Below are 13,097 nucleotides of genomic sequence, written 5' to 3' on the forward strand. Positions count from 1 at the left end.
AAGGCAAATGCATCATAGGACTATAGATTACGAAATGCGGAAGCAATGAACCACAGCGGAATCATTTCCAAAATTCGGATCGCAACCGGTGCTTTGCATTCGCTTTCTGACCCGCAACTGCGTTCAAAAAGTTTAGCGCTAAAGCATTCTGCGATGACGGGACGATCGGTTCAAGATTTAGTCCTGGATGGCTTTCCACTAGTCGTCGAGGCTTCACGCCGCTGTTTGGGGCTGGTCCATCACGATGTGCAGTTGGTGTGTGGCATCGAAATGGTCCTAGGGCACTTAGCTGAAATGAAGACGGGGGAAGGTAAGACGCTGACCGCTTCATTGGCTGGCTACCTACTTGCGTTGTACGGCAAAGGTTTGCATCTTGTCACCTTTAACGATTATCTGGCCGAGCGTGACTGCGAACTAATGCGACCCATCTATCACATGTTGGGGCTGACGGTCGACGTCCTAAAGCAAGGGATGTTAGTTCCCGATCGCGCAAGGGCTTATCAATGTGACATCACCTATGGAGCCGCGAAAGAGTTCGGTTTTGACTTTCTTCGCGATCGCATCGAGAAAGCCGCTTCAGGTAAACCCAACGCAGGAGTGATGCGCGGCACGCATTACGCACTGGTCGATGAAGCTGACAGTATTCTGATCGATGAAGCGCGGACGCCATTGATCATTGGAATGAGAGACGAAGCGGAAACCGCAGCGGTCACGGATTGCTACCGCTGGGCAGCAGAGCAAGCGCCACGCTTTCATAAATCGGAGCACTATCAATACCATCCAACGGATCAACGCGTGACACTCAATGCGAATGGTATTCAGCTTGCACGCAGCCTGCCGCAATGCAATGCAGTTCAAAGAATATCGATTCAGGATCTCTATGACTACTTGCAAAAAGCGATTAAGGCCCGCAGAGATTTTCAACTCGATAAAAATTATGCGATTAGCGATGGCGAAGTTGTTATTATCGACGAATTCACCGGTCGACCTGCAGAAGGCCGACAGTGGCAGAACGGAATCCACCAATCGGTACAAGCCAAAGAAGGGCTGGAGATCACCCCCGCAACTCGACAAGCTGCTTCCATCACAATTCAATCCTATTTCAAACGATATCAAATGTTCTGCGGCATGACTGGAACTGCCTGGACATCACGCCGAGAGTTTCGAAAAGTATATCGAAAACGCGTTGTTCGAATTCCAACGCATCGCAAGATCAATCGAATCCAGTTCGAGGATCGCGTCTTTCCCGATGTTGATCAAAAGTTTGATGCAATCGCCGCGTCAGCTCAACAATGGGTAACAAACGGGCGTGCGGTTTTGATTGGCACACGCAGTGTCGGCAAGTCGGAACAACTGGCGGAACATTTGCGAAATAGCAATTTAGATTTTCAGATATTGAACGCAAATCACCTGGAGCACGAAGCCGAAATTATTGAACTTGCTGGCCAAAATCCGGGCATCACGATCGCCACGAATATGGCGGGTCGTGGGACGGATATCAAGTTGTCTGAGAGCGTGCGGGTGGCAGGCGGCCTGCACGTGATCTTAAGTGAGATTCATGAAAGTGAACGCATCGATTGGCAGTTGATTGGTCGTGGCTCTCGCCAAGGCGATCCCGGTAGCTATCAAATATTCGTGGCTTTGGATGACGAGATTTTGAAGATCGGTTTCGGTCCGCAAAAAGCCCGTCGCTTTCAACTAAAGTATGCAAGTGCCAGCGATTCGAAACTCCAATCGCTGTTTCCATTGTTCCGCAGGGCTCAGCGGGCGATTGAACGACGCTACTTGGTCGATCGTCTGGTCCTCTTGCGCAATGACTTGGAGCAAAAGAAAGCTCACTATGCGATGGGACAAGACCCCTACTTGCACGGCGTCAGCGGCTAATCGATCCTACCTCAGCAACGTCTGATAGCGGTAGATCGTAAGCTGTCCGGTTCCGCATTGTAAAAAACATCCAAGTACCGGATATCGCTCACGCCACTCCTTTAGTCCGCAATGGCTATCGACAGTTTTCCTTGTAGGCCGGGGATGTGGACTGCCTGGGAGTTGTCGATCTGTGCCCAGACTTGGAAAATGCCTTCCACGACTTCTGGGCTGACAAAGACTACCTTCGCTGGAACTTGGATCAGTTCCGCGCCAATCGCATACTCAAAACTGCAGTCCGCTCCGACTGTAATCTTTCTTAGAAGGTCCTTCTGGAAGTAGCCTTCTACTCTCAGCTTACTCAGATCGATCACGCGGGCGATTGGATCACCGGCGTTGATCCACTGTCCGCGTTGAATGTAAATCTGAGCGATGGTGCCTTGGAAAGGAGCTCGAATGACGCGGTTATCCAGTTTGACTTGTGCTGCTAGTTTTGTGCGAGATCGCAAGCTCGCGGTCCACTAAGCGACTTCGAATTCCATGGCCGCTTGTTCACCTGAAAGACGAGATTGCTCCAATTGCAGTTGCAATCGCTCGATCTCTGTGCTTGATATCGTTTTGGCGAACTGTCGATTTGCATTGATGCTCTTCGCCAAGGTTTTTTCGGTGACTTCGGCAGACTTTTGAGCATAGTCCAGGTTCACTCGGTTCGTCGCTTGCAGCTTTGCAATTTGCTCTTCTGCTACAGCGACGTCCAGTTCCGCTTGATAGATCTCTGCATTCAGTTGGATCAGAATGTCACTCTCTGCCACGCTTTGGCCAGGTTGGATGTTAATTTCCTTGACGATACCTGGAGCTTCGGAAGAAATGATCGTGTTGTGTGTGGCCACGATACGAGCGTCAAAGTACTCAGCGAATTCTTGACCGCACGCAAGCGGTGCGAACTGGTTGATCAAGCTGACAAACAGTAAAGCGAAAGCGTGATAGCGGAATTGCGACATAAAATAACCCAAGTGCTGAAGGTTTGGCAAAGACCGATAGCTAGGTTAATTACGAGGGCGCGACGCCGCCAAACTTTACGCTGCTTTCAGGGGGCTGGCTGGAATTTCAAGTAGGTTTGCAGGGGCTGAATCGATTGACGCGGTCGTACGGTTGGACGACGCTCGAACTTGACGGCATTATTTGCCCAGAAGCCTGCATGGCCAACATGCGACTAGCAGGCTTTTCCGGATGCGTTTCAATCGTTTACGGTGTGGAAACCGTGAGGCCTTGCCGAGTTTACTGCTGAGTCAAATCGTAAATCACAAGGTCATCGAATTCATTCATATCATCAAAGGATCCAATGCCAACTCGGCCGCCTTGGAAGGTTTTGTCGTTTACCTCCATAATAGGCTTCTCCAGATCGTCAAAGTAGACCGCAATCTCCCCTGTGCTTGATTTGCGTACCAGTCGCACTTGGTGCCAGTTGTCATCCCAAGGAGTTGGATTCTTGTTTTCGGTAAGAGCAAGTCGAGGCGCGTCTTTGACAATCATGATTTGACCACTATGTGGATCGGGTAAAGCTCCCAGGTGTACGTAGTAAAAATGTTTGGCATCCTGGTAGTCAAAAAAGACGCAGCAATCACGATGGTTGCCAGTGTCTTTCGTACTGCGGACGCGAAACCGGATTTCAAAATCAGTTAGCTCTAAATCTTTGATCAAAGCGATGTGCAACGGACTGCGATGAGGCGGAGCATAGTCGCTTTCTCGGGCCGTAATTTCCAAGGTATGGTTGCCGTCATTCTCGGAGTGTTTCCAAGTTTTTGGATCAAGCAATTCCCAACGTTCGATTCCTTTTTCGAAGTCTTCATGGAATACCTTTTTTCCAGCGACGTCCTCAGCCAATGCCCATTGAAACATAGTTGCTGACAGTATCAGGGCATTCATTAGATAACGGTAGGTCTTCATACGGGCAATTGTTTTCAGTGAAAGTGAAGGGAAAGATTTGGATGCATGGTAAGCCATTCGTAGCTGAAACTGATCATGTCACCATTCAGCAAGTTGTCATTTTAACGTCATCTACTTCTAGCGTTGTTTGCCTTTGCCAGATTTTGTTTTGGTGAAGTGTTCTTCCAACGACGCTTGCGATTGGGGTGGTAAGTCGACAGACCAGCGGATGGCATTCAATAACAACTGATTAAATATTGGTGATTCAAAGTCTTTCGCGTGACCCAAAGAGGTATAAAAGGTGCGACCGCTATCGGGTCGCATAAAAGTCCAAGCCAACGGCTCGCTGGCTTGGTCGGTAATAGAGCCGTTGAGCAGTACTAGGGCACCTGGAGCTACGGGGGCTGTCATGTAGAGTGAGCCTTGGGATACAAATTGGTTGAAAGCTTCGCGGTTGGTCGCTTCCGGCAAGAATTTTGCTAAAGCCTCGTCGTTGCTCACCGAAACTTGTGTTGCGATGTTGTTTGCGTAATGATTGGTATAGCTGCCGCCAAAAACCTCAGCGTCCAGATTGCTCCAATTTTCCGTGCCTTCGGGAGCCTCGCCTTGACGCAACAAGAATGCATGGTTCGCTGTGCGAATTCCGATAACAGGTTTACCGCGACGGACATGTTCTTGAATGCGCTGTAGTTGATTTGGCGGCAGTGGCTTTCGTCGGACACTTACAACCAGCACATCGGCTTCATCAATGACCTCAAGGCCTGGCAGCCCAAGTTTTGGGTCGGCTTCTAAAGTCGGTTCAGGACCATATACGATCGAGACACGGAAGTTTTTCCGTAGATAAGTATTGGCGAACTCCGTAAGCGTGCGGCTGGTATCATACTCATGCTCGCAGATCAGAATCGCGATATGCTTTCGATCATCGTTGCGAAATTGGAAAGCCGTATCGTGCAGAACTTGATCGCTGGAAATCGTTGGGCAAACAAAACGCTCGATATGATCCACAATCAGATCGGTGCCTGAAAAGTGATTTACATAGGGCCAAGAATTAGGATTGTACATGGTGTCGGTTAGATCACGCACTAAAACCACGTTCTTGCCATGCTGAGCTAGTTGGCGTAGCCCGAAGGGACGGCCCAACACACACATGTTGGTGTGAACGCCCAAAAGCATTACGTTGTTAATCTTTCGCGTTGATAAAATGTTCCAAACTTCCGGGCCACGGTCGGTCAAAAAATCTTTCACATCATCGATTCCGATCATCGACGTTTGCTTGGTCCATGGTGTGCCTGCGTTTCGGCCTTGGGCCTTTAATGTTGCGGCCCATTGCAGATGCTCTTGTGGATCATCGTCCTCACCGCCATCGGATTGGTCCAGTGGATAGGCTGCCGCTTCTTCGGCCGGGATGCGGTCACACCACCGCGAGATGTCAGTGGGAGTGTCCTCTCCGATCGCAATTTCCATGGCGCGTTTACGGGCAGGATGGTCCACATATGCTTCCATGCAATCACTGGGGGCGTGAATAATAGTCGCGCCTTGGGAACGCAGTTTGTCGATAAACACATTCATCCGCGGCGCGACTTCCGCAACTCGTCGTACCGCATTGATGCTGTGGTGACTATCCCACATATCGCAGACGATTACTGCCGTCGATGATGGATTCCAAGATTCCGAGCGAGTCAGTTGATGAAAACGTCCGCTATTGCTTTGCGTTTCGACTTGGTAACGCAAGTTTAGGATTAGCGTTTCGCCGGCTTGCAGGGAAAGTGACGGAATGGAAAGAGTCATAGCCAAGACGAAGAAAGCACTTAAACTAACTTGCATAAAGCCCTCGAGGCGGTAGGGAGATTTAGGTAGGAAGCCTCCCATTGTAACCAATTCTCAACGCAACGCGAATCGGCACTAACTCGCGCAAAACTTACTTCTAAACTATGCTTGGACAACACCATACTTCGGCAGGAGCGGGCTTGAAGCCAATGCTGTTGTTATTTTGCCTGATGGTCGGTGGTGTGCGCTTGGTTCCGATGGTGGTGTTTTTTGACGACTTGCAGGCCGATCCGGACGCTTATGTTGCTTTGGCAGAGGGGTGGGCCGCTAGTGGCACCTTTGGACGGATCTCAGAATCTGGAGAAGGGGCAGCGACTGTTCTGCCGACCGCTTACCGCCCCCCGCTTTATCCCTATGCCCTGTCTTGGCTGACTCGAATGGACTATCAGCGATATCAGGCCGGTCGCTCGATCACGCCGATGAAGCTATCGCCGGTGGCCGTCGCCATTTTCCAATGGTTGCTAGGCGTTTGTACTTGCTTGATGGTTTTTCGAATTGTCAGTTCGATGGGCAGCCATCGAAATCTAAGTTTACTTGCCGCATTGATGGTTGCGTTTGACCCAATCCTGCTCAGGCAGTCGACCTTGGTTATGACAGAAACCTTGGCCACGTTCTTAGCGGTTCTGTTTTGGGCTTGGTGGTGCCAGCGTGCTGAGCACTTGCAGAGCTATGCGATGGGTGGATTTTTGCTGGGGCTGAATATCCTGTGTCGCCCCACCGGAATTGTGTGGGCTGCTCTTCTATTATCTTGGTTGCTATATCGATTGCTCCAGCGACACTCAATATCAGCAAAAAACCTCATTATGTTTACGACGATGCTATGTGTCACCTTATCACCTTGGATTTTAAGGAACATGCTGACGTTTGGTCGTCCCATCGTTACTACCACACACGGAGGTTACACCTTGTTGTTGGCGAACAATCCGATCTTGTTTGATCACATCCAGCAAGGCCATTGGGGACGCAATTGGGATGAAGACCGTTTTCATACCGCTTGGTCGCGGCGGGAAGTTGGAGAGCCTTCAAGCCAAGATTTCTGGCAGATTGGTCGTTATGAGCAATCACCGACTGAGAATAAAACGGAAGAACTTATATCAATCCAGAATAAACGAACCGTAGAGTCCCGCCCTATATGGTTACAAGAGTTGGACGAAGATCGTCTGGCAAAGGATGCTGCATGGTCGACCATCCGTCGGCGGCCCACGGTCTTTCTGCAAGCTGCACTGGTCCGAGTGGGCTGGCTGTGGGCTTGGTGGCCAGCCGCGAACCAAGCGAGTCGCATTCAGCAACTAGCGATTGGCTCGTGGTATGGAATCGTGTCGCTATGCTTGCTCGCGGGACTTGCAATGTCATGTCGGTCATTACGCTCGCTCCACAAAACTTACTGGCTAAAGTATGCGCCAGCGGGTTTGCTATTGGTCGCATTGACATCGGTGCATGCAGTGTACTGGAGCAACATGCGGATGCGGGCTGTCGCGATGCCAGCGCTCTATGTCGCCGTGGTGCTGTTGTGGAATCATCGCATTGGTCATGGGCTCAGTAAGTCAGAGTGTAGCGATGAAGTTTGAATTTGAGCGTACTCCTGACTGGTTGCGTTATGCCTTGCCGTTTTTGATATGGCGTCGGTCTGCATCGCAAAAGAAAGTCTACTTAACATTTGATGACGGCCCCACTCCTGACGTAACCCTGCCGATATTGGAGGTTTTGGAGAAGTATAACGTCCCTGCTACGTTCTTTATGCTGGGGAGGATGGTTGAAACGCATACCGATTTGGGGCGAGCGGTTCTGCAGGCTGGCCACAGCGTCGGCAATCACGGGTATAGTCACCTCAGCGGTTGGCAAAGTGGGGTGTCTGAATACCTTCAGGACGTGCGGTTAGGCAAGGAAATCATCGAAGACAAATTGCAAACGCAAGTGAAAATGTTTCGCCCCCCTTATGGTCAACTGGGTCCCCTGCAAGGCACTATTTTATGGTGGTCGAATAGCATCGTCATGTGGGATGTTGTAGCACAGGATTATCGAGAAGACCTCGATGCCGCAAAGGTGTGCCAGATCGTGATGCGTCATGTCCAGCCAGGCTCAATTGTATTGCTGCATGACTCTGCAATTGCGGCCGCGAGGATACTGCCCGCTTTACCACAACTGATTGAAAACTTACTGGCAGCGGACTATCAGTTTGCAAAACTGTAGATACTGACCAAACGCTCGGTCGATTATGTAGAACGCCGATCAGCAATGGACGCATTCTCGAGAACCGCTCCTGCGTGTAACTCCAAGATGTCGCAGATCTCACGCAAAGGCTGAGAGGTGCTCAGTTTTTGCTTGATGGCTTCTGTGGCGGCGAGCGCTTCGCGATTGGAAAGCAAGGCTTTCAATGCAGCGATCAACTTTTCAGAAGTCAGTTTGGGGCCTTTAAGAATTGTGGCGACTCCCAACGTTTTCAATTTTGCTGCATTATCAAATTGGTCGTTGACTCGCGGCCAGACAACGTGAGGTACTCCAGCCTTCAACGCATGTTGCAAGGTACCAATGCATCCGCAATGGACTAGCGCCGCACACGAACCGATCAGTTTGCCCAGCGGGACATAGGAAAAGTGTCGCATGCTGCGAGGCAAATCGCGAGGTATGTAATCCGCATTTCGGTCCAAGAAGATCGCTCGGTAACCTAAACGCTGGCAAGCTTGGGCTGCGGACTGAAAAAATGAATGGCCGCCAGGCCCTATGGAACCTGGCACAAATACCACTGGGGCGGGGCCTGCCTGCGCGAACTCAATGGCTTGGCTGGTAGTGATCGAATCGCCAGGGGGATCCCACGTAGGATGGCCGCTAAACTTCACTTGAGCTGGCCAATCGGGTTGAGGCGGAGCGAACCAATTCTGGAATAGACACAGTACGCTCTCCGGTGAAAACCACCAGCGGTGCATGATACGACGTATCGGCTGCAAACCTAGTTCTTTCCGAAAAACGTTCAGCGGTGCTCGCAAGACTGGATCAACAAAAAAGTGATCTGCAACAAAGTACTCGATATGCTTCATCCAGCTCGGCATCCAGTCTGGAAGATACATCATGGGAGTCATGGGAGATTTATAAGTCGAGCGAAGGATGATCGCGTTTAAGACTCCGCTGACCAGCGGTACTTGATGTCTTTCGTTGACTAGCCTCGCTGCAAAACTCCACACTGGAGCAAGTATGCATGTCTTTCCAGGGACATGGAGTTTCATGAGCTTTGCATACGTCTCGCGCATGGGATTGATAGCGGCCCAACCCAAGGATTCTTTCCAAGCGGTATTGGGCTTTCTTAGTTTGTCGTCGCGGCCGACCAATTTCCAATTCACCAATTCGCCAACGGGTTCAAAAGGAATATCAAGTTGCAATGCGGTGGCTTGGAAGGAGGCATTGGTCAGCAGAAAAACTTCATGCCCGCGGTTCTGTAATTCCTTGGCGATCCCCAGGTATGGGTGAACGTCTCCTGCTGATCCGGCAGGATTCAATAGAAATCGGTATGGCGGGGTTACGAGCGCAGGCAACGGACTACAATGAAGAGGAAAATCGGTTAGGCAGTTTGTTTTTGAACACTGTGATCGCGTGTTTAGATTTCTCAGTTTATGTCGACATTGGCAAAAGATAAAGGGTTTGCAATGCTTTCAACCAGAGAAGCGTGGCTTTGGATGATACGAACAGATTGGCTTGAGCCTACATTTCGCATGCCAGTTTTACCTTTTTGGCAGCGAATCGCCCCGGCAATGCTGGGATGTTTGGCGATAGTGCTCGCGTTGCACGTCCGAGCGGGAGCGGAGGAGGCGTCTGACGTAACCCTCAAAAAGATTTTCAAGGATTATCACGAGCAGTTCCTGGTGCTGTTTCCTCTAGAAGCGACCGGGTTTGGCGACAATCGTTTTAACGACTCTCTGCCAATCGACATCTCGATTGATTTTGTGGCGAAGGAAAAAGCGTTCTACGCAACTACTTTGGAGTTGTTGCGTAGCGTCGATCGCGATGCTGCAAGTGAAATCAATCGGTTGGCCGCGTCGATTCTTGAGTATGAACTAGCATTGCGGCTTGAAGGATTGTCATTTAACGCGGAGCGCATTCCGTTCAATCAATTCGAAGGCTTGCCCCTTACGTTCGCTCAGTTTGGCAGTGGTTCGAGCAGTCAGCCGTTTCGGTCTACGGGCGATTATGAAAACTGGCTTTCACGGATGGAGCAATATCCAAACTGGCTGCGAATGGCCATGACGCGTTTTCGAGAAGGAATGGCCGATCGCTTTATCTTGCCGCGAGTCTTAGTGGAACGCATGATCACGCAGATCAAGGACCCTACGATCCTGAGCGAGCGGGTCGAGGATTCTATTTTCTACGGACCAGTCCAAAAGTTTCCTCGCACTATCAGTTCGGCAGATCAAGATCGATTGAAGCAAGCGTATCGGGACGTCATCGCCTCCAAGCTCATGCCCGCTTATCGCGAGTTGTTAGCGTTTCTTGAAACCGAGTATCTGCCGCAAGCTCGCGCTGATTCGGGAGTTGGTACGTTGCCAAATGGCCAAGAATACTACCGCCATTGTGTACGTCGTTGGACGACAACGGCACTTGAACCGGACGAGATTTTCGCGATTGGCGAAAATGAGGTCGCTCGTATTCAGCAGGAAATGGAAGCCGTGAAACAAGCGATGCGTTTCGACGGAGATCTTCCTGCCTTCTTTGATTACTTGAGAGAAGACCCCCAGTTCAAACCATTCCAGTCGGCCGATGAGATCTTAGACTTCTTCCGTTCGATAAAGATTCGTCTAGAACCGCAACTAGATAGAGCATTCTTGCGCAAGCCGAAAACGCCGTTTGAAATACGTCGCACCGAATCCTTTCGCGAGCTGACTGCAAGTGCAGAGTATATGCCGGGGAGTGCTGATGGCAGTCGTCCGGGGATATTCTATTGCCCGATCCCTGACCCTCAAAAGTTCAATATTACCAGTGGCATGGAGTCTCTGTTTTTGCATGAAGCGTTGCCAGGGCATCATTATCAAATCTCTTTGCAACAAGAGAATGAAGCTTTGCCGGAGTTCTCGCGGTTCCTGTGGTACGGTGCTTACGGAGAAGGCTGGGCATTGTATTGCGAATCGATTGGGCCGGAGCTTGGGATGTATGGCTCACCGGAACAAAAGATCGGCGCTCTTGGGGACGAAATGCATCGAGCGATTCGTCTTGTGGTTGATGTTGGTTTGCATTGGAAAGGATGGTCGCGAGAGCAGGCGATCAAGTACATGATGTCCAAGGAACCGATCAGCGAGCAAAGCGCCGTAGCAGAGGTCGAGCGTTATATGGCATACCCGGGCCAAGCGTTGTCCTACAAAATCGGCCAACTTAAGATTCGCGAGTTGCGAAGCCGATGCGAAGAAAAGTTAGGCGATCGATTCTCGTTGCCGGAATTTCACGACGTGATTTTGCGAAATGGTTGTATGCCGCTGAGTATTCTCGAGCGAGAAGTCGAGGAGGCGCTCTTGCAGTAGAACGCTTAGGTTGCAGGTCGTACTGGCTTTTCCAAATGTGCGAGCACCAAAGCAATATCGGCGGGAGTAATGCCACTGATGCGCGTCGCTTGATCGATACTGACCGGTCGAATCTTGCCCAGTTTTTGTTTGGCTTCAAAACGTAAGCTCACAATTTGTTCATAGTCGAACCAATCGGGGATTCGCTTCTTTGCCATTCGCTCTTGGCGATCCACTTGGACTTGTTGCCGCGCGACATAGCCTGCATATTTCGTGTCGTTTTCGACTAGCAATCCGATCTTAGCGGGGAACGCTTGCAGGTCGGGATACGACTGAGCCATCGAGGTCCAGGTTATTTCGGGACGCTTCAAATACTTGTCGCCAGTGACATCACCGACACGGACCGCCTGAAGTACTTTTTTGGCCGTGGCGACCGTCTCCAGTTTTGCCTGATACGCTTGCCAACGAAGGTCGTCGACAAGCCCTGCAGCGCGGCCAAGCGGCGTTAGGCGTTGATCCGCGTTGTCATAGCGTAGCAGCAGTCGATACTCAGCTCGACTGGTAAACATTCGGTAGGGCTCGTCCACCGATCGAGTTACCAAATCGTCGATCAAGACCCCGATATAGCCTTGGTCGCGTGAAACAATCAGAGGCTCTTTCCCAGTTAGACTGATCGCCGCGTTGGCTCCAGCGATCAAGCCTTGGGCGGCGGCCTCTTCGTATCCTGTGGTGCCGTTGAGTTGTCCGGCGAAGAACAATCCAGCGACCTTTTTCGTCTCCAGCGTAGGCTTCAATTGATCTGGCGGGCAATAGTCGTATTCCACCGCATAGCCATATCGCATTATCTGAGCGTTTTCCAAGCCGGCGATCTGCTTCATCATGGCATCTTGCACATCGCGAGGCAGCGAAGTGGAGATACCGTTGATGTAGACTTCGTGCGTGTTTCGGCCTTCGGGTTCTAAGAACAATTGGTGAGATTCTTTGTCGGCAAAGCGAACGACTTTGTCTTCGATACTTGGGCAGTAGCGAGGGCCCGTGGATTGGATCTGGCCGCTGTACATTGGTGCTCGATGCAAGTTCGCGCGAATCAGTTCATGGACTGCGTGGTTGGTGTGCGTAATCCAGCAGGGAACTTGCGATTGATGGATTTCATCGGTCATGAAAGAAAACGGAATCGCTGGCTCGTCACCGGGTTGCTCTTGCAGTCCAGCGGTTTGGATAGTGCGCCCGTTGATGCGGGCGGGCGTGCCCGTTTTGAATCGTTCGATGGCGAACTGGAGACGTTGCAGGGCTCCACTGATACCGCTGGTGGTCCCTTCCCCGGCCCGACCGCCTGGGGTTTTGGCTTCACCGGTATGCATGATCGCTTGCAGGAACGTGCCCGTGGTCAGCACGACTGCAGCGGCTCTGTAGACGGCGCCCCCATTGACCACCACGCCGACGATGCGATGCGAAGCCAGCCCAGAGTCATCCTTGTACGGCTCCGTAATCAGATCCAATACGGTTTCTTGCCGCAGGTCGATGTTGGGTGCATCTTCGATGAGGCGTTTAACTTCAAATTGATAAGCCTTTTTGTCCGCTTGAGCCCGCGGAGAGTGCATCGCTGGGCCCTTCTTCGAATTAAGCATTCGGAATTGAATACCCGTGCGATCGATGACGGTTCCCATCAATCCGCCTAACGCATCGATCTCGCAAACGATTTGACCCTTGGCTACACCGCCGATCGCCGGATTGCAGCTCATTTGTCCGACGGTATCCAGATTGCCTGTCAGCAACGCGACTTTGGCCCCAATTCGAGCCGCCGCGGCGGCCGCCTCGGTTCCCGCATGCCCCGCGCCGACCACAATCACGTCGTACTGGTAAAAAGTCGAATTAGTCATAACGTTGGGAATGGAATTGGCGATCTTGTAACGGGTGTCTTGGAGCTTAACCTTGGAGCTTAACAATGCCAGCAAGATTCGCAAAGCTGAAATCTAGGTGTTCCTGGCAATCTAGGACAGT

The 13,097-nt window shown here is 51.1% G+C and carries 10 protein-coding genes; 4 read left to right on the forward strand and 6 right to left on the reverse strand.

All coding sequences use genetic code 11. From position 1 onward, the window contains the following. Positions 1-45: 45 nt before the first annotated feature. Positions 46-1,884, forward strand: coding sequence for a preprotein translocase subunit SecA (locus SH302x_RS07155; RefSeq protein ID WP_479368047.1), 1,839 nt, complete (start codon positions 46-48; stop codon positions 1,882-1,884). A 101-nt stretch (positions 1,885-1,985) separates the two neighbouring features. Here SH302x_RS07155 and SH302x_RS07160 read toward each other — a convergent pair whose 3' ends face one another. The 4 genes from SH302x_RS07160 to SH302x_RS07175 all read right to left on the reverse strand — a co-directional run bounded on the left by SH302x_RS07160 (position 1,986) and on the right by SH302x_RS07175 (position 5,613). Then, on the reverse strand, positions 1,986-2,372 hold the full coding sequence (locus tag SH302x_RS07160; protein WP_479368048.1) for an efflux RND transporter periplasmic adaptor subunit: 387 nt from the start codon (positions 2,370-2,372) through the stop codon (positions 1,986-1,988). A gap of 12 nt (positions 2,373-2,384) precedes the next feature. Next, positions 2,385-2,864 carry an efflux RND transporter periplasmic adaptor subunit gene (locus SH302x_RS07165; RefSeq protein ID WP_479368049.1) on the reverse strand — a complete coding sequence of 160 codons (480 nt, stop codon included), beginning with the start codon at positions 2,862-2,864 and terminating at the stop codon, positions 2,385-2,387. Positions 2,865-3,141: 277 nt separating this feature from the next. After that, positions 3,142-3,762 carry a hypothetical protein gene (locus SH302x_RS07170; RefSeq protein WP_479369246.1) on the reverse strand — a complete coding sequence of 207 codons (621 nt, stop codon included), beginning with the start codon at positions 3,760-3,762 and terminating at the stop codon, positions 3,142-3,144. A 165-nt stretch (positions 3,763-3,927) separates the two neighbouring features. Further along, a complete protein-coding gene (locus SH302x_RS07175; protein ID WP_479368050.1) occupies positions 3,928-5,613 on the reverse strand; it encodes a ThuA domain-containing protein in 1,686 nt (561 codons plus the stop codon). A gap of 107 nt (positions 5,614-5,720) precedes the next feature. On the opposite strand from SH302x_RS07175, the gene SH302x_RS07180 reads away from it, so the two are divergent. After that, on the forward strand, positions 5,721-7,184 hold the full coding sequence (locus SH302x_RS07180; protein WP_479368051.1) for a phospholipid carrier-dependent glycosyltransferase: 1,464 nt from the start codon (positions 5,721-5,723) through the stop codon (positions 7,182-7,184). Then, a complete protein-coding gene (locus SH302x_RS07185; RefSeq protein WP_479368052.1) occupies positions 7,174-7,806 on the forward strand; it encodes a polysaccharide deacetylase family protein in 633 nt (210 codons plus the stop codon). The genes SH302x_RS07180 and SH302x_RS07185 overlap by 11 nt, the downstream gene beginning before the upstream one ends. A 23-nt stretch (positions 7,807-7,829) precedes the next feature. Here SH302x_RS07185 and SH302x_RS07190 read toward each other — a convergent pair whose 3' ends face one another. Beyond that, positions 7,830-9,107 carry a glycosyltransferase gene (locus tag SH302x_RS07190; protein ID WP_479368053.1) on the reverse strand — a complete coding sequence of 426 codons (1,278 nt, stop codon included), beginning with the start codon at positions 9,105-9,107 and terminating at the stop codon, positions 7,830-7,832. A 213-nt stretch (positions 9,108-9,320) separates the two neighbouring features. On the opposite strand from SH302x_RS07190, the gene SH302x_RS07195 reads away from it, so the two are divergent. Continuing rightward, positions 9,321-11,117: a DUF885 domain-containing protein gene (locus tag SH302x_RS07195; RefSeq protein WP_479368054.1), complete on the forward strand. Its 1,797-nt coding sequence runs from the start codon at positions 9,321-9,323 to the stop codon at positions 11,115-11,117. 5 nt (positions 11,118-11,122) lie between these two features. Here SH302x_RS07195 and mnmG read toward each other — a convergent pair whose 3' ends face one another. After that, positions 11,123-12,976: a tRNA uridine-5-carboxymethylaminomethyl(34) synthesis enzyme MnmG gene (mnmG, locus tag SH302x_RS07200; protein ID WP_479368055.1), complete on the reverse strand. Its 1,854-nt coding sequence runs from the start codon at positions 12,974-12,976 to the stop codon at positions 11,123-11,125. Positions 12,977-13,097 lie beyond the last annotated feature (121 nt).

The organism is Njordella calcicola, assembly GCF_056494125.1.